Genomic DNA, 17349 nt, shown 5'->3' on the forward strand with positions numbered 1-17349 from the left:
CCCCACACCGTTCGGAGGGCGTCCGACGGCGACGGCCGCAGACGCGAATAGACGTCGCCGTCTTAGCCGATCCGTCGAAGCGGCACCACGCGGGGGGCGATGCCGCCTGATATTCAGGTAAATTCGAACGAAAGCCGGGGGCTCCGAGACGGGATCCGCTCGATCGAAGCGGTTCCCGTCTCAGCAAGCCCGCGTGGCGCCTGAGCGAAGCCCGGATCCGCCATCCCGAAGGGATCGAACGGATCTGGCATGAGCCCCCGCCAGGATCGACACCGCGATTACTCGGCGGCCTGCCGCTCGCCGTAGCCGAGGCGCCCGTTGAGTTCGCCGAGGAGCTTCACGGCGGCCTCCGCGATCACGGTGCCCGGCGGGAAGATCGCCGAGGCGCCGGCGGCGTAGAGCGCATCGTAATCCCCCGGCGGGATCACGCCGCCGACCACGATCATCACGTCGTCGCGGCCCTCTTCCTTCAGGGCGGCCTTCAGCTCGGGCACCAGGGTCAGGTGGCCCGCCGCCAGGGAGGAGACGCCGACGATGTGGACATCGTTCTCCACCGCCTGCCGGGCGGCCTCGCCCGGGGTGGCGAAGAGCGGCCCGATATCCACGTCGAAGCCGAGATCGGCGAAGGCGGAGGCGATCACCTTCTGGCCGCGGTCGTGTCCGTCCTGGCCCATCTTGGCGACCAGGATGCGGGGCCGGCGCCCGTCATTCTCCTCGAAGGCCTCGACGAGGCCGCGAACCTTTTCGACCACCGGGGACATGCCGCCCACCTCCCGCTTGTAGACGCCCGAGATCGAGCGGATCTCGGCGCGGTGACGGCCCCAGGCCTTCTCCAAAGCCTCCGAGATCTCGCCGACCGTGGCCTTGGCCCGCGCCGCGTTCACCGCCAGTTCGAGCAGGTTGCCCTCTCCGTCGGCAGCCTGGGTCAGGGCGGCGAGCGCCGCATCGACATCGGCCTGGTTGCGCTCCGCGCGCAGGCGCTTCAGCTTCTCGATCTGGCGGGCCCGCACGTCGGCATTGTCGACCCGCAGCAGCTCGATCGCCATCTCGTCATCGGGCTTGTACTTGTTGATGCCGACGATGGTCTGGCGGCCGGAATCGATCCGCGCCTGGGCGCGGGCCGCCGCCTCCTCGATGCGCAGCTTCGGGATGCCCGCTTCGATCGCCTTGGCCATGCCGCCCAGCGCCTCGACCTCGCGGATATGCTCCCAGGCCCGCGCGGCGATGTCGTGCGTCAGCCGCTCGACATAATAGGAGCCGCCCCATGGATCGATGATCCGGGTGGTGCCGCTCTCCTGCTGCAGGAACAGCTGGGTGTTGCGGGCGATGCGGGCCGAGAAGTCGGTCGGCAGCGCCAGCGCCTCGTCGAGCGCATTGGTGTGCAGCGACTGCGTGCCGCCCTGCGTCGCCGCCATCGCCTCGATGCAGGTGCGGGTGACGTTGTTGAACACGTCCTGCGCGGTCAGCGACCAGCCGCTGGTCTGCGAATGGGTGCGCAGGGGCAGCGACTTGTCGCTCTTCGGCTCGAACTCCTTGACGAGCTTGGCCCAGATCAGGCGCGCGGCCCGCATCTTGGCGATCTCCATGAAGAAGTTCATCCCGATCGCCCAGAAGAACGACAGGCGCGGGGCGAATTGATCGATGGTCAGCCCGGCCGCAAGACCGGCCTTGATGTACTCGACGCCGTCGGCCAGCGTGTAGGCCAGTTCGAGATCCTGCGTCGCCCCGGCTTCCTGCATGTGGTAGCCGGAAATCGAGATCGAGTTGAACTTCGGCATGTTCTTCGAAGTGTAGCCGAAGATATCGGAGATGATCCGCATCGATCCCTTCGGGGGATAGATGTAGGTGTTGCGGACCATGAACTCCTTGAGGATGTCGTTCTGGATCGTGCCGGCGAGTTTCTCCGGCGGCACGCCCTGCTCTTCGGCCGCGACGATGTAGAGCGCCAGCACCGGCAGCACCGCGCCGTTCATCGTCATCGACACGGTCATCTCGTCCAGCGGAATGCCGGAGAACAGCGTGCGCATGTCGTAGATCGAGTCGATCGCCACGCCCGCCATGCCGACATCGCCGGAGACGCGGGGGTGATCCGAATCGTAGCCGCGGTGGGTGGCCAGATCGAAGGCGACGGAGAGGCCCTTCTGACCGGCGGCGAGGTTGCGCCGGTAGAAGGCGTTCGAATCCTCGGCCGTGGAGAAGCCGGCATATTGCCGGATCGTCCAGGGCTGGGTGACGTACATCGCCGGATAGGGCCCGCGCAGATAGGGCGGCAGGCCGGGATAGGTGTCGATGCCCTCGAGTCCTTCCCGGTCGTCAGGGCCGTAGAAGCCCTTCACCGGAATGCCTTCGGGCGTCATCCACGGCTCGGACACCGGCGGGGGCGGCGCCTTGAAGCCATCGGCCGCGAAGGCGACGGTGGCGAAATCGGGGATCCGGGAACTCATGGCGTCAGTCTCGGGGCTGTCAGGCGACGGTGATTTTTTTTGCGCGTTATAGGCAAGCCACCAAATGCGGCTATTGTCCATAAGGCCGTTCTCATCGGCCGCGCTTGCGCGCTCGGCTTGCCACGAGCTGGCGCCCCTGTGCGTCCCAGCGGACGCTCGGGCCCGGACCCGAGGGAGCGGCGAGCCAAGCCCGGCGCTGCGCGATGAGGTGGTCCAGGCGCGCGGCGCGCTCGTCCTTGCCTGTGCAGGGGCCGTCGCAGGTAAAATCGTGTGGTCCGGCCTCGCCGCCGAACAGGCTTGCGACGGCCAGCACGATTCCGACGACGGCGAGGAGGCCGAGCACCAACGCGGGCCATGCCAGCCCAAGGCCGACAGCCAGGGCGATGGCCAGTTTTCCGGCCAGGGTTCCGACGATCTTCGCTTTCACGAGGGCCCCGAAGGTGGCCGCAATCCCGAGGGTGCCGCGACCGAGGCGCAGGACAAAGCGACGGGCACGCTTGCGTCCGGCGAGGGTCTCGAGCCGGCGCAGCTCCCGCTCCATGCGGCGTCGCAGAGGGATCCGATCCTCGGCCTTGTCCGCCAGCACGCCCCCGCTCCGCTTCACCCGCACCGAATGTGCGGTGAGGCCCGTGCCACCGTCAAATCGCCGCTTTCCCCACTTCCCTGCAAGCTTGACCGCGGAACCGTTCGAGACTTGCTTCGAATGGAGCGGATCGAAGGGGGCGGGGATGGAGGCCGGGGGCAAGCGGGAGCCGAGCGCGGCACGCAACTGGCCCATCCTGGCCGGCTTCATCGCGGCCGAACGCCGGGTAGGCCTCCGCGCGGAGGCGCACGGACGGCTCGCGGCCTTCGCCTACGAATTTCTTCGCTTCGGGATCAAGCAGGGCTGGGCCTGCCTGTTCGGCGGCCTGATCTGCGCGCTTCTGATCGGCACCCACCTGTTCTACCCGGCCCAGGCGCCGCTCGGCCGCTACGATTTTCTGACGTTGGCGGCGGTGCTGATCCAGATCGCGCTGCTCAGCCTCGGTCTGGAAAGCTGGGAGGAGGCCAAGGTCATCGCGATCTACCACGTCGTCGGGACGGCGATGGAGGTCTTCAAAACCGGCGTCGGCTCCTGGATCTATCCGGAGGCGAGCCTCCTGCGCCTCGCCGGCGTGCCGCTCTTCACCGGCTTCATGTATGCCAGCATCGGCTCCTACATCGCCCGCGTCTGGCGCCTGTTCGATTTCCGCTTCACGCGGCATCCCCCCTTGGCGCCGACTCTGGTCCTGGCGGCGGCAATCTACGTGAACTTCTTCACGCACCACTACATCGCCGACATGCGCATGGTGCTGATGGTCGCGAGTGTCGTGCTGTTCGGGCCGACGACCGTGCATTTCAAGGTCTGGCGCACGCATCGGGCGATGCCGCTCGTGGTCGGCTTCGTCCTCGTCGCGCTCTTCATCTAGATCGCCGAGAATATCGGCACGGCGACCCGTGTCTGGCTCTATCCGAGCCAGGCGGCCGGCTGGTCACCGGTCTCGGCGGCCAAGCTCGGCGCGTGGTTCCTTCTGATGATCGTCTCTTACGTGCTGGTCACGCTGGTGAACCGCCCCGAGCCGATGCCGGAGACCGTTCCGGCATCCGGTGATCCGGGCGCCACGCGCGCAGCGGCTTGAGACGGATCGATCAGTTCACGTAGGTGCGGATCCAGTTCGGGGAGAGGATCTCGCCCTCCTCCGTGATGATCCAGGGCTGCTGCGAGGGATCGCCGAGGGCCCCCTTCGCGGCGGCGAGCGCCTCGCGCAGGGTGTCGTAGCGCTCCGGCTGCGCCAGGGGGGACGAGGCCGGCAGGGTGCGCCAGATCGTCAGGTCTGCAGGTCGTTCGAGAGCTTCGGTTTCCATTTCTTGCTCTTCCTGTTCGAACCGTGTCCGTCCGCAGAGGACCGCCGCGACGACTGACGCCGCCGGGCCGGTAAGTTCAAAGTTCTAGGGCGATCGAAGCATCACTGGGGCGGCTTTGCGATCAATTCGAGTGCTCGACAGCCAATCGGTCACCGTTTCGTCGCAGTCCTTTGCCTGAACCTTGCCTTAGTTTTGCCAAGGATTGATCCAGGGGCCCCGCCGAGGTTCTTTCATCAGTGTGAAGAGAGTGCGTACGAAACAGTATGCAATTGGTTACTCTCTGCAAGGCCATCCCACCGTGCGGTGTCGCACCCCGCTCGGCCGCTTTGGAAAGCGGGGATTTGTTGACCGGAGGCCACACCGGACCCAGCTAAGTCATTCTCGCCACACCCCCGCTTGAACCATCGCGACGATGACGACGATCGGGAATATGGCGAAGGGAATCTGAACGTGGCCTGTGCCGCTGCCCGGCCGCACACGCTGTCGAGAGCTGGGCAAGAATTGGAATCGTCCGTGCCGGATCGTTTCGTGCGGGTCGCCTTGGGCGTGACGCTGGGCCTGCTGATCGCCTTCGTGGCGCAGCCCTACATCCTCGCCTTCCTCTATTCGGCGGAGGCCCCCCGCCCGGTGACCGCCCGGGGCGACCTCTCCGCGGCCGAGCGGACCACCGTCGATCTGTTCGCCCGCGCCGCGCCGTCCGTGGTCCACGTCTTCGCTCAGGCCGCGGCGCAGGGACGCGCCCTGATGGAGCCGGACGACGAATTCGGCCAGGGGCCGGGAGACGGGCAGCAGCAGGGCTCCGGCACCCAGACCGGTACCGGCATCGTGTGGGATGCGGCCGGCCACGTCGTCACCAACAACCATGTGGTCGAGGCCGCCACCAAGGGCGGCGGCTCGATCTCGGTCCGTCTCTCCTCCGGCGAGGTGGTGAGCGCGCGGGTGGTCGGCACGGCGCCGAGCTACGACCTCGCCGTGCTCCAGCTCGGACGGGTGGCCAAGATGCCGCCGCCGGTCGCGGTCGGCACCTCCGCCGATCTCAAGGTGGGACAGGCAGCCTTCGCCATCGGCAACCCGTTCGGCCTCGACCACACTCTCACCACCGGCGTCATCAGCGCGCTGCAGCGCCGGCTGCCGACTCAGGAGGGGCGTGAGCTGTCGGGCGTGATCCAGACCGATGCGGCGATCAATCCGGGCAATTCCGGCGGGCCGCTGCTCGATTCCGCTGGCCGGCTGATCGGCGTCAACACGGCGATCTTCTCGCCCTCCGGCGCCAGCGCCGGCATCGGCTTCGCCGTGCCGGTGGATGTCGTGAACCGGGTGATCCCCGATCTCATCAAGAACGGCCGGGTGCGCAATCCCGGCATCGGCATCATCGCCGGACAGGAGGCGACCGCCGCCCGCCTCGGCATCGACGGCGTCGTGGTGCTGCGGGTACTCCCCGGTTCGCCGGCAGCCCAGGCGGGGCTACGCGGCGTCGATCCGCGCACCGGCGAGATCGGCGACGTGATCGTCGGTGCCAATGGCAGCCCGGTCCACCGCCTCTCGGACCTGACCGCCGTGGTGGAGGAAACCGGTCTCGACCGGCCGGTGACCCTGCTCGTCGAGCGCGACGGGCGGGTGCGGACCGTGCGGCTGAACACGGCGGACGTGGCGCAGACGCGGTTGTAAGAGCGCCTCACGACACTCCCGTTCCGCACCGTGTCGGTCCCGGCCGCGATGGCGCGGCGGGCGTTTCGTGAGAGACACTCAGACGGTCGAGCCGGGTTCCCCCTCGGAAGACCGCTTTACCCGCCGGCCGAACCGGCCGATGACGCAGCATGCTTCTCGCCCTCGGCCTCTTGGCGCTCATCGGATTCTGGTGGCTCGGTCGCCGAAAGGGACGATTGCCCTTTGGGCTCACGCCCCGTCGGCTGGTCGGCTACGCGGCGTTCGCGGCGGCTCTCGTTCTCTCGCTGCGCGGCAACCTCGTCCCCGCCCTGGTCCTCGGCCTCGGCGGCCTCTGGCTGACGGAGGGCGAGGCGGGAGTGATGCGACGCATCCGCGCCTTCGCCGGAGGGCGAGGCGTGCGGACGCTCCGCACGGCGGCGATCGAACTCGACCTGCGGCACGACGGGGTGCCGGTGGATGGAACGGTCTTCGTCGGCCCCTTCGCCGGACGGCGCCTGTCCGAGGTGCCGCCCGCCGCGCTGGTCGAACTCGCCGTGCTCCTCGGCCCCAACGATCCGGAGGGCGCGCGCCTGCTACAGCTGTATCTTGACCGCCGGCATCCCGGCTGGCGTGTAGACGCTGATGGCGATGCTGACCCGCGGCCGGGCGGCGCGGCGAAGCCAGGGACGATGACGGAGCAGGAGGCCTATCAGGTCCTGGGGCTTGAGCGCGGGGCGTCCCTGGAGGAGGTCCGCGCGGCCCATCGGGCGCTGATGAAGCGGCTGCATCCCGACCAGGGCGGCAGCGTCGAGCGAGCGGCGCGGGTGAACGCGGCGCGGGACAGACTGGTGAACCGACATCGCTAGAACTCCACGCGCGTTGTCAGGGTCGTTTTTCGGGGTGAACGTCCCGGCCGCTTAATGCGGCTCTGATTTTGCCGGGCTGTGCCCGGAAAGCCCGACACCTGCCGAACGGGCAGGAGCCAAGATGGGCTCATCCCATCCTCACCCCTCATCCTGAGGGGCCCGTGACAGCGGGCCGCGACGGATCATCGAATTCCCGCGCGCTTCCCGGAGGATCCTTCGGGGCCTCCGCTTCGCTGCGGCCCCTCAGGATGAGGGGCGCGACGGAACTCCGTCGGTTGGACAGCTCTCCGACCGCATTCGCCGAACGTTTTCAGGGCGGTTCGACCGGAAGCGACCCAGCACGCGCCTCACATGCAGAGTTGCGTTAGCTGCGGGTGGCGAAACAGTTGAAGCCGTTCTTCTTCAGCGCGGTGCAGGCATCCTGCGCGGCGCTCTGCTCGGCGAAGCCGGAGAAGCGGGCCCGGTAGAGCGTCGCGCCGCCATGGGTGACGCGCACCGTATAGGGAGCGGCCTTGGACAGAACACCCGTGCGGCTGCGGGCATCGGCGAGGATCGACTTCGCCTTGTCCTCGTCATCCATAGCGCCGAGCTGGATCACCCAGGGGGTCGGCGTCACCGACTTGGCGCTCTCGCTGCGGGCATCCTTCGGCGGGCCCTCGGCGCGGGAGGCCACACCCTCGACGGCGGGCAGCCGCGCGGTCGACTTGCCATTGGCGCTCGGGAACGGCGCCTGGTTCGCCGGACCGGCATAGGCCTGGGCGGCGGCCGGCAGGGCCTGGAGGGTGCCGCGCCGCATGCCGGGCGTCGTCGTGGCCGGGCGGATGTCGAGCGGGGCGGGGCTGGTGGAACTCGTCGTCTGGACGGCGTCGTCATCGTCGTCGGCGGAGGCGACCTCCGTGCGGGTGCGGGAGCCGGCTTCGGCGATCACCGCCGGGCGGCCGCGCTCGGCCACCTCGACAACGGGCGCCGTCTGGCGGGCGCCGGCATAGGCGCGGGGCAGGTTCGCCCGCACCAGATCGGCCATGATCCGGTCGCGGCTCGCCCCCGACTTACCGCCGAGCACGATCGCCACGATCTGCCGGTCGCCGAGCTTGGCGGCGGTCATCAGGTTGAAGCCCGAATCGCGGGTGTAGCCGGTCTTGATGCCGTCCACGCCCTCGACATTGCCGAGCAGGTGGTTGTGATTGCCGATCACCCGGCCACGGAAGGCAAAGGAACGGGTCTGGAAGTAGCGGTAGTAGCGCGGGAAGCGATCCTGGATGGCGCGGGCGAGGATCGTGAGGTCGTGGGCGGTGGTGATCTGGTCGGGATCGGGCAGGCCCGAGGCGTTGGCGTAATGGGTCCGGCTCATGCCGAGCGCCTTGGCCTTGCGGGTCATCATCTCGGCGAAGCGCGGCTCGGAGCCGGCGATGTTCTCGCCGATGGCGCAGGCGATGTCGTTGGCCGACTTGGTGACGAGCGCCTTGATCGCGTCCTCGACCGAGATGGTCGAGCCGGGGCGCAGGCCGAGCTTCGACGGCGCCTGGGCTGCGGCGTTGGCCGAGATGGTCAGGGGTGAGTCGAGTTCGTAGCGGCCCTTCTCCAGCTGCTCGAACAGCATGTAGAGGGTCATCACCTTGGTGATCGAGGCCGGGTGGCGCAGGGCGTCCTCGTTGACCGCGTGCAGCGTACGGCCCGACTTCACGTCGACGACCATGGCGGCGTAGGGCGGGTTGTACCCGCTCACCGCCTTGCGGGCATGGCCCCGTCGCCGCGCTTCCGCGGGATCGGCCACCGCGACGAGAAAGCTCGTCGCCAGGAGCAGTACGGCGACAGCGCGGGACCCCATGGGCCGGCCTTGTACGCGACGCATCTCGAAACCTTCGCCTCGACAACCGAGCAGCAGGCCCGGCTGGCACCCTTCGTTCGCGGAAGCCGGCCTTCCGGATCCGCGTTCTCTACCGCTGACCGTAGGATGAACGCGGTTACGCGGCCGTTAATGCCGGCGTTTGCGGTTGAGAGATCGTCCTTTTGCCACAGGGGTTAAGCCGATGTTGACGCTTGCCGTCAGCCTTCCCGCCCCCGCGCCCCGCCGAGGAGCCCGGCGCGCCTGCGCGCGGTGGACGTCATGCAGGCAGGGCCCATCTGCCGCGACGGCGAAGGGGCCCTCTGGATCGGACAGTTTCGCGCACGCGACTGGCGGAGTCGTTTCCCGGCCTATAGATTGCGTTTCGAGCGATGCGCCCTCGACAGGGGTGTCAGAGCCGAAAGCCGCCAGACCGAGATCGCTTCGAAACCGATGTCTCTCACGCTGATCCAGGACGAGGTGCAGGGGAGCGGGCTGCGGCCCATGCCGGTGCGCGCGGCCTCGACTCCGCCGGGCACGGGCGATGACGGCCGTTCGGGCACCGCGATCATCACCCGCACCCAACCGCGAGCGAAGAAACCGAGCCTCTACCGCGTGCTGCTGCTCAACGACGATTACACGCCGATGGAATTCGTCGTGCACGTCGTCGAGCGCTTCTTCAACAAGAGCTACGAAGACGCGCATCAGATCATGATGCACGTCCATCTGAACGGCGTGGGTGAGTGTGGCGTCTTCACCTACGAGGTGGCGGAAACGAAAGTGACGCAGGTGATGGATTTCGCCCGCAAGCACCAACATCCGCTTCAGTGCGTTATGGAAAAGAAATAGGCATTCAGCGAAGGCCAGAGCATTGCCCAGCTTCTCACGCAGCCTCGAGCAAGCCCTCCACCGCGCACTGGCCTTGGCCGGCGAGCGCCGTCACGAATACGCCACCCTCGAACATCTTCTGCTCGCCCTGGTCGACGATCAGGATGCCGCCGCCGTGATGCGGGCCTGCAACGTCGAGCTCGACGTACTGCGCCGCAATCTCGTCGAATATGTCGACACCGAACTCTCGAACCTGACGGGCGACGGGCGCCAGGACGCGAAACCCACCGCCGGCTTCCAGCGCGTGATCCAGCGCGCGGTGATCCATGTGCAATCCTCCGGCCGCGAGGAGGTGACCGGCGCCAACGTGCTGGTCGCGATCTTCGCCGAGCGCGAGAGCCATGCCGCCTACTTCCTGCAAGAGCAGGACATGACCCGCTACGACGCGGTGAACTACATCAGCCACGGCATCGCCAAGCGGCCCGGAACCTCCGAGACCAAGCCCGTGCGCGGGGCCGAGGAGGAGAGCGCCGCGGAGCGGCCGAGCGGCGATGACGGCGAGGCGCGCCCGAAGAAGAAGGGCGATGCGCTGGAAGCCTACTGCGTCAACCTCAATAAGAAGGCGCGCGACGGCAAGATCGATCCCCTGATCGGGCGTCACTCCGAAGTGGAGCGCACGATCCAGGTGCTCTGCCGCCGCCAGAAGAACAACCCGCTGCTGGTGGGCGACCCCGGCGTCGGCAAGACCGCCATTGCGGAAGGTCTTGCGCGAAAAATCATCCAGAACGAGGTGCCGGAAGTCCTCGCCGACGCGACGGTGTTCTCCCTCGACATGGGCACCCTCCTCGCCGGCACCCGCTATCGCGGTGACTTCGAGGAGCGCCTCAAGCAGGTGATGAAGGAGATCGAGGCGCATCCCAACGCCATCATGTTCATCGACGAGATCCACACCGTGATCGGTGCGGGTGCCACGTCGGGCGGCGCGATGGATGCCTCGAACCTGCTGAAGCCGGCTCTGGCCTCGGGCGCCCTGCGCTGCATCGGCTCGACCACCTACAAGGAGTACCGCCAGTACTTCGAGAAGGATCGCGCCCTGGTGCGCCGCTTCCAGAAGATCGACGTCAACGAGCCGTCGATCCCGGATACGATCGAGATCCTCAAGGGGCTCAAGCCGTATTTCGAGGAGTTCCACAAGCTCAAATACACCACCGACGCGGTGAAGGCGGCGGTGGAGCTGTCGGCGCGCTACATCAACGACCGCAAGCTGCCCGACAAGGCGATCGACGTGATCGACGAGACCGGCGCCTCGCAGATGCTGGTGCCGGAGGCGCGCCGCAAGCGCACCATCGGCGTCAAGGAGATCGAGACCACCATCGCCACGATGGCGCGCATCCCGCCGAAGACCGTGTCGAAGGACGACGCGGTGGTGCTCAAGAACCTGACCGAGAACCTGAAGCGGGTCGTCTACGGCCAGACCAATGCCATCGAGGCGCTGACCTCGGCGATCAAGCTCGCCCGTGCGGGCCTGCGCGATCCCGACAAGCCGATCGGCTCCTACCTGTTCGCCGGCCCGACCGGCGTCGGCAAGACGGAGGCCGCCAAGCAGCTCGCCGCCTCGCTCGGCGTCGAGATGCTGCGCTTCGACATGTCGGAATACATGGAGCGCCACACGGTCTCGCGCCTGATCGGCGCGCCGCCCGGCTATGTCGGCTTCGACCAGGGCGGCCTGCTGACCGACGGGATCGATCAGCATCCGCATTGCGTGCTCCTGCTCGACGAGATCGAGAAGGCGCATCCGGACCTGTTCAACATCCTCCTGCAGGTGATGGACCACGGGAAGCTGACCGACCACAACGGCAAGCAGGTCGATTTCCGCAACGTCATCATCATCATGACCTCGAATGCGGGTGCGTCCGATCTGGCCAAGTCGGCCTACGGCTTCACCCAGAGCAAGCGCTCGGGCGACGATGTCGAGGCGATCAACCGGCTGTTCGCGCCGGAATTCCGCAACCGCCTCGACGCGATCATCTCGTTCGGCCATCTGCCGAAGGAGGTCGTCGCCAAGGTCGTCGACAAGTTCGTGCTCCAGCTCGAGGCGCAGCTCGCCGATCGCAACGTCACCATCGAACTCTCGGACGAGGCCCGGGAGTGGCTGGTGGAGAACGGCTACGACGACGCGATGGGCGCCCGGCCCATGGCCCGCCTGATCCAGACCACGATCAAGACGCCGCTGGCCGACGAGGTGCTGTTCGGGCGCCTGAAGGACGGCGGAGCGGTGAAGGTGGTCCTGAAGAAGCCCGAGACCGAGGACGGCAAGGCGTCGGACGCGAAGGGCGCGTCGGGACTCGGCTTCGAGTTTCCTGACGGGCCGGTGACACCGAAGCCGGAAAAGGACGTGACCAATGCCGCCAAGCGCCACAAGCGTCCCAAGGCGCGCTCGGCGCCGCGCAAGAAGCCCAACAAGGGCGATGGCGGGCCGTCCGGTGGCGGCAGCTCCGGCGGCGGCAGCGTCCGCACTGTTCCGAAAGTGCCGTTGAAGGTCTGATAATGACAGGGCGATCCCCCGCCTGGGGGATCGCCTTGAGGCCGGTACGGGTTGCGTTCCCGCACCGGCTCCCGGATATGGGCGGCACCGCGCCCCTCAGGAGGGAAGACTGCGGGACGTTTCAACGCAGAACGGCGATGGGGGGCATATGACGAGCGACATGCAGGAGGAGCCCCTCACGCCTGTCGCGACGCCACAGGCGTCGGCTCTGCCGCGGCCGCTGACGTCCCGCGAGAAGCGCCGCCGCCGCCGCCGTGCCCGCCACCGTGGCGAGGAGATCCTCGGCTGGATCCTGGTGCCCGCCATCATCATCGGCGTGGTCTGGGGTGTGAACGCGGTGCTGGAGGCGATGGGCACCAGCCCCGGGGTGGTCTGGGATCAGCTGATGCAGGTGAAGGCCGCGCTCTCGAAGAAGATGTGAGCCGGGCGGCGCGCTTTCATTCCGCCGCCACCTTCCGCAACCCGATCCGCCGCCAGATCGTGCTCAGTGCCTCCACGAGATGATCGATATCGGCGTTCGAATGCAAAGGTGACGGCGTGATGCGCAGGCGCTCCGTGCCGCGCGGGACGGTCGGGTAGTTGATCGGCTGCACATAGATCCCGAACTCGTCGAGCAGGGTGTCGCTGATCGCCTTGCACAGCACGGGATCGCCCACCATCACCGGCACGATATGGCTGCGATTCGGCAGGGTCGGGATGTCGGCCGCGTCGAGGGCCTGCCGCACCCGTGCGACGCGCTCCTGATGGCAGGCGCGCTCGGCCCCGCTCGCCTTGAGATGCTGGATGCTGGCCGCCGCTCCGGCCGCGACTGCGGGGGGCAGCGAGGTCGTGAAAATGAAGCCGGAGGCGAAGCTGCGCACGAAATCGCAGAGCTGCGCCGATCCGGTGATGTAGCCGCCATGCACGGCGAAGGCCTTGCCGAGGGTTCCCTCGATCACGTCGAGGCGGTGGCTCAGGCCCATCCGCTCCGAGATGCCGCCGCCCCGGGCGCCGTAGAGCCCGACGGCGTGAACCTCGTCGAGATAGGTGAGCGCGCCGTGGGCCTCGGCCACGTCGCAGATCTCGTCGATCGGGGCGATGTCGCCGTCCATGGAATAGACCGACTCGAAGGCGACGAGCTTGGCCCGGCCCGGCTCGACCAGGGCGAGTTTGCGGTTCAGATCCTCGGGATCGTTGTGGCGGAAGATCTGCCGCTCGGCCCGGCTCGACCGGATCCCCTCGATCATCGAGGCGTGGTTTCCCTCGTCCGAGAAAACGACGCAGCCGGGGAGCTTGGAACCGAGGGTGCCGAGGGCGGCCCAGTTGGAGACGTAGCCGGAGGAGAAGATCAGCGCCGCCTCCTTGCCGTGGAGGTCGGCCAGCTCGCGCTCCAGGAGCACGTGATAGTGGTTGGTGCCCGAGATGTTGCGGGTGCCGCCCGCCCCCGCGCCGCAGCGGTCGATCGCCTCGTGCATCGCCCGCAGCACAGCCGGGTGCTGGCCCATGCCCAGATAGTCGTTCGAGCACCAGACGGTGACGTCGCGCTCGCCGCCGGGGCTGTGATGGGTGGCGTAGGGGAAACGGCCGGCCTGCCGCTCGAGATCGGTGAAGACCCGGTAGCGGCCCTCGCGGTGGAGCCCGGCAATCGCGCTGCCGAAGAACGCCTCGTAATCCATGACCGTCCTCCCCGATGATCTGTCTGTCGTGAGCGGGCGGATCTGGCGTCCACCTCAGGTTATTCGGGCCGAACTCCCGTCTCGCGGATCTCGGCAGGGGCCGCGGCGTCGCGTCCGGGCAGGCTCCAGGTCCAGAGGGCGGCCGAGGGTAGCGGCAGCATCAGGAACCAGTGTTCGAGTGTGGCGAGCGCGGCCAGCGTCGCCAGCAGGGTGAGGCCGATGACCGCCTGCGGCTCGGCCTGGTCTTCGAGCGCGCCGCGGGCGAGCACCACCACCAGGGCGGTGCCCAGCGTCACCGAGAGCGGGAACAGCGGATTCATCGGCCGCCGCGTCAGGTAACAGGCGAGGTAGCCGAGATGCGGCGGCAGGAACTCGGCGTTGAGATTGCGCACGCCGAGGAACAGGTTGAGCCGGGCCGAGGCGTTCATCAGGGCGAGCAGGGCGTAGGTCCACAGGGCCACGCGGTTCCCCTGCCCCCAGCTGAGGCAGAGGATGGCGAGGCCGCCCGCCAGGATCGCGAAGTCGTGCCAGAGGCTCGTGGCCAGCGCCGCGAGGAAACGGTCGAACCCGCGCAGGTTCGGCGCGCAGGCGGCGGGCTTCGGGCCGGAGACGAAGCCCATGTAATAGCTCATCTCCTGCCAGCCCCAGACGACGATGGCGGCGGTGAAGCCGATATAGGCGCCCGCCTCCGAGTCGTCGTCCGCGACCGCGCGGATCGCCCACAGCGCCCCGGCCAGGGCGGCGCTGGCGGCGATCATGCTGCGGGCATGGGTGCGCCGGGGCAGGTGCTGCAGCACCAGCACCAGACCGGTGGCCGACCACCACAGCAGGATCGCGTAGAGCGCCGGGGCGACGGGGCCGCTCATGCTACCAGACCGGACGCAGGCGGATGTCGGCGGGCATGGCGTTCTGCTTCACCGGCAGCAGGTAGAGCCGCGCGAAGGTCGCCGCCGCGCGCGCCGCCTGGACGCCGTGCTTCAGCTTTCCCGCGACGCCCCCCTGCGCCCTGGCGGCGGCGATCTTGTCGGCGCAGTCCAGCAGCCGGTCGAGCCCGGCCTTGAAGCGCGGATCGTCGAGATCGAGGGTGATCGGGAAGGTCTGCTTCGAGATCTCGGAGGTGATCCGGAAGACCTTGAAGTCGTAATCGGTCGGATCGACTCCGAGCGCCTTGTGGAAGGCCGGCCGGCAATGGTCGCGCACATACATGGTCGCGAACACGGCGAGCAGGAAGAAGCGGATCCAGTAGCGGTTGACCCCTTCCGTCAGCTTCGGGTTCGCCCGCATCAGCAGCGCGAAGGCCTCGCCGTGGCGGAACTCGTCGTTGCACCACTTCTCGAACCACTTGAAGATCGGGTGGATGCGCCGCTCGGGATGCCGTTCCAGCTCGCGATAGATGGTGATGTAGCGGGCGTAGCCGATCTTCTCGGAGAGATAGGTCGCGTAGAAGATGAATTTCGGCCGGAAGAAGGTGTATTTCTTGGTCTTCGTCAGGAAGCCGAGATCGACGCCGATACCGAAATCCTTGAGCGTGTCGTTGATGAAGCCGGCATGGCGGGCCTCGTCGCGGCTCATGAAGCCGAACAGCTCTTTGATGTCCTTGTTCTTGGCGCGCTTCCTCATCTCGGCATAGAGCACGCAGCCCGAGAACTCGGCGGTGATCGAGGAGACGAGGAAGTCGAGGAACTCCTTGCGCAGCTCCGGGTCCATGCCGGTGAGGTCGCAATCGAACTCCTCGTTGCGCACGAAATGACGCTTGTTCGGGTCGGCGCGCAGCTCGTCGATCAGGATGTCCCATTCGCGGCGCACCGGCTCGACGTCGGTGCGGTCGAGCTCGTCGAAATCGGTGGTGTAGAAGCGCGGGCTCAGGAAGGTCGTCTCCTGGGCGGCCTTGGTCGATTCGTTGACCGGAGGGCGCGGAACCGGCGTCCCGGCCGAGGGTGAGGGCTGGGGCTGGACGATGGCGTTCACAGCTTCCTCCGTTCGGAAAAGCTCACCTCGTAGAGCTCGGTCAGCTCGAGATGGGCGATCAGCTTGGTCCAGGCCCGCTCCAGCCGGCCGGCGCGGGTCACGGTGGCGGTGCGGCGCACGGTGAGGCGTTCCCCGTAGGGCACCTCGGTCGGCGCGTCGTTGACCCTGACCTCGTCGCCGGGCTCGATCTCGAAGCCGGCATCGAGGGTCACGTGCGCGTGCAGGCTCTCGGGAGTCTGCTCGATCTCGACGGTGCAGGGCACCTCGACGACCGTCCTGCCGATCCAGGCCATGCCTCCCTCCCCCATCACCGCACCTCGGTTCCGGGCAGCAGGCGGGCGAAGGCTGCGGCATTGGTCGGGCCGAAGGCCTGCAGCGCCACCCGGCGCCCGGTGACCGCATCGTCGAGCGACAGCGTGCCGTTGTCGAATCGCGTCAGCGTGAAGGGCGGCAGGCGGCTCAGGCCCTCGCGCTGCCGGGCCTGGGCCAGACCGCGCAGGGTGCCGCGGATGAAGCCGTCCTGTCCCGGCGCGATCCGGGCGACGAGGCGCCCGCTCTCCGCGAGCAGGTCGATGGCGCCGTCCGGCCGGTCCTCGGCATGGAAGGCGAGCGTGGCGACGGCACGGGCGGAGGTGTCCTCCGGCTCCGCCGCCTGGCCACGGCCGAGGAAGACGGCGACGAGGGTGACGCCGAGCAGGCCCGCGACGGCGAGGAGGGCCGGCTTCTGGGGCGAGGGAGGCCGCTTCGGCCGGCGGAAGTTGAGCTCGACGGGCATCGTGCCTCTCCTATCGCGCGCCGGATGCGGCGAGGCGGCCGGGCATGGCCTGCGCCGGTTGAACCGCCGCCACCGGTGCCGCGAAGCGGCTCTGGCCCGTGGTCCGCGCGGCCAGGGCCGGGGCGAGGAGGGCCGCGACCGAGCGGGCCTCCGGCACCGAGCGCAGCATCGGCTCCGGCCGGCTCACCCGCCACGGGCGGGCATGGGGCCACAGATGCAGGTAGGCGATCCGCTCGCCCGGCGGCAGGCGCAGGGGGATGTCGCCGCTGCCGTCCGGGAACAGGCGCAGATCGGCGGACTCGATCCGTGTCAGCGGGAGGTTGAGGGTGATCGGCAGGGCGATGCCGACATGCATCACCACCCGCCGGTCGGTGATCGTGTAGACCGTGGTGCGGTGGACGAGCCAAGCGAAGACGGTGAGCAGGCCGAGTGCGCCGAGGCCCACCAGCAGGGTCGGGCCGGCGACGGCGGCGGCCCGTGCCGGCCCGCCGCTCGCCGCGAGGGCGGCGAGCAGCCCGGCGGTGGCGACGAACCACAGCGTCACGAGGCGGGCATGGAAGATGTGGCGCAGCGCGCCGGCCCGGGTCGGCGCCCCGCGCCAGAGGATCCGCTCCCCTTCGGGCAGCGGGCCGGGCATCCCCCGCAGGGTGCCTTCGGGCAGGAAATCCGAGTCGCTCATCGCGGAGCCCTCACAGCAGCGGTTCCTGGCGGTCCGGCGAGGCGTAGAGGGTGCCGGCACCGAAATACGACATGATCCGCTCCTCCTCCCGCAGGGTGATGGAGTCTGGATCCTTGTGCGCCGGGATGTCGGCGAACTGCGCCGCCAGCAGTGCCTCGGTCTTCACGGTCTTCGAGAGCCGGCCCGTAGTGCAGAACGTCACCGGCATCAGCACCCGGCGCACAAGGATCCAG

At 68.3% G+C, this 17349-nt stretch carries 15 protein-coding genes and 2 pseudogenes; 6 read left to right on the forward strand and 11 right to left on the reverse strand.

Annotation, left to right across the window (positions count from 1 at the left end; translation table 11 throughout):
• Positions 1-278: 278 nt before the first annotated feature.
• Positions 279-2444 carry a methylmalonyl-CoA mutase gene (gene scpA, locus MZTS_RS13565; protein ID WP_192284248.1) on the reverse strand — a complete coding sequence of 722 codons (2166 nt, stop codon included), beginning with the start codon at positions 2442-2444 and terminating at the stop codon, positions 279-281.
• Between the two features lie 91 nt (positions 2445-2535).
• Entirely contained in the window at positions 2536-3030 is a 495-nt protein-coding gene (locus MZTS_RS13570; RefSeq protein WP_192284249.1) for a hypothetical protein, read from the reverse strand.
• A gap of 142 nt (positions 3031-3172) precedes the next feature.
• Here MZTS_RS13570 and MZTS_RS13575 point away from each other — a divergent pair.
• Positions 3173-4102, forward strand: a pseudogene (locus tag MZTS_RS13575) (DUF817 domain-containing protein).
• Between the two features lie 10 nt (positions 4103-4112).
• On the opposite strand, the gene MZTS_RS13580 reads toward MZTS_RS13575, so the two are convergent.
• Positions 4113-4328: a hypothetical protein gene (locus tag MZTS_RS13580; RefSeq protein WP_009862952.1), complete on the reverse strand. Its 216-nt coding sequence runs from the start codon at positions 4326-4328 to the stop codon at positions 4113-4115.
• A 513-nt stretch (positions 4329-4841) separates the two neighbouring features.
• On the opposite strand from MZTS_RS13580, the gene MZTS_RS13585 reads away from it, so the two are divergent.
• Both MZTS_RS13585 and MZTS_RS13590 read left to right on the forward strand, forming a co-directional pair.
• Positions 4842-5996, forward strand: coding sequence for a trypsin-like peptidase domain-containing protein (locus MZTS_RS13585; protein ID WP_192284250.1), 1155 nt, complete (start codon positions 4842-4844; stop codon positions 5994-5996).
• A gap of 149 nt (positions 5997-6145) precedes the next feature.
• Positions 6146-6841 carry a J domain-containing protein gene (locus tag MZTS_RS13590; protein WP_009865014.1) on the forward strand — a complete coding sequence of 232 codons (696 nt, stop codon included), beginning with the start codon at positions 6146-6148 and terminating at the stop codon, positions 6839-6841.
• Positions 6842-7205: 364 nt separating this feature from the next.
• Here the strand turns inward: MZTS_RS13590 and MZTS_RS13595 are convergent, their stop codons facing one another.
• Entirely contained in the window at positions 7206-8693 is a 1488-nt protein-coding gene (locus MZTS_RS13595; protein WP_192284251.1) for an SPOR domain-containing protein, read from the reverse strand.
• A 426-nt stretch (positions 8694-9119) separates the two neighbouring features.
• Here MZTS_RS13595 and clpS point away from each other — a divergent pair, with 426 nt between their 5' ends.
• The 3 genes from clpS to MZTS_RS13610 all read left to right on the forward strand — a co-directional run bounded on the left by clpS (position 9120) and on the right by MZTS_RS13610 (position 12460).
• Positions 9120-9515 carry an ATP-dependent Clp protease adapter ClpS gene (gene clpS / locus MZTS_RS13600; RefSeq protein WP_192284260.1) on the forward strand — a complete coding sequence of 132 codons (396 nt, stop codon included), beginning with the start codon at positions 9120-9122 and terminating at the stop codon, positions 9513-9515.
• Between the two features lie 22 nt (positions 9516-9537).
• Positions 9538-12039 (forward strand): ATP-dependent Clp protease ATP-binding subunit ClpA, encoded by a 2502-nt coding sequence (gene clpA, locus MZTS_RS13605; protein ID WP_192284252.1) that lies wholly within the window; start codon positions 9538-9540, stop codon positions 12037-12039.
• A gap of 148 nt (positions 12040-12187) precedes the next feature.
• The gene (locus MZTS_RS13610) at positions 12188-12460 is read left to right on the forward strand and encodes a hypothetical protein (protein ID WP_192284253.1); all 273 of its coding nucleotides are present in this window, start codon (positions 12188-12190) and stop codon (positions 12458-12460) included.
• A gap of 16 nt (positions 12461-12476) precedes the next feature.
• Here MZTS_RS13610 and hemA read toward each other — a convergent pair whose 3' ends face one another.
• The 7 genes and pseudogenes from hemA to MZTS_RS13645 form a co-directional block, all read right to left on the reverse strand.
• The gene (gene hemA / locus MZTS_RS13615) at positions 12477-13694 is read right to left on the reverse strand and encodes a 5-aminolevulinate synthase (RefSeq protein WP_192284254.1); all 1218 of its coding nucleotides are present in this window, start codon (positions 13692-13694) and stop codon (positions 12477-12479) included.
• A 59-nt stretch (positions 13695-13753) separates the two neighbouring features.
• On the reverse strand, positions 13754-14560 hold the full coding sequence (puhE, locus tag MZTS_RS13620; RefSeq protein ID WP_192284255.1) for a putative photosynthetic complex assembly protein PuhE: 807 nt from the start codon (positions 14558-14560) through the stop codon (positions 13754-13756).
• 1 nt (position 14561) lies between these two features.
• Positions 14562-15662, reverse strand: a complete 1101-nt coding sequence (gene acsF, locus MZTS_RS13625) for a magnesium-protoporphyrin IX monomethyl ester (oxidative) cyclase (RefSeq protein ID WP_192284256.1) — start codon at positions 15660-15662, stop codon at positions 14562-14564.
• On the reverse strand, positions 15659-15955 hold the full coding sequence (locus MZTS_RS13630) for a hypothetical protein (protein ID WP_192284257.1): 297 nt from the start codon (positions 15953-15955) through the stop codon (positions 15659-15661). The genes acsF and MZTS_RS13630 overlap by 4 nt, the downstream gene beginning before the upstream one ends.
• A 14-nt stretch (positions 15956-15969) precedes the next feature.
• Positions 15970-16437, reverse strand: coding sequence for a photosynthetic complex assembly protein PuhC (gene puhC, locus MZTS_RS13635; RefSeq protein ID WP_009863033.1), 468 nt, complete (start codon positions 16435-16437; stop codon positions 15970-15972).
• Between the two features lie 10 nt (positions 16438-16447).
• Positions 16448-17116: a photosynthetic complex putative assembly protein PuhB gene (gene puhB, locus MZTS_RS13640; protein WP_192284258.1), complete on the reverse strand. Its 669-nt coding sequence runs from the start codon at positions 17114-17116 to the stop codon at positions 16448-16450.
• A gap of 10 nt (positions 17117-17126) precedes the next feature.
• A pseudogene (locus MZTS_RS13645) lies at positions 17127-17349 on the reverse strand (photosynthetic reaction center subunit H); the annotation flags it as partial.

The sequence above is a fragment of the Methylorubrum zatmanii genome (assembly GCF_014845115.1).
Lineage (GTDB): Bacteria > Pseudomonadota > Alphaproteobacteria > Rhizobiales > Beijerinckiaceae > Methylobacterium > Methylobacterium zatmanii.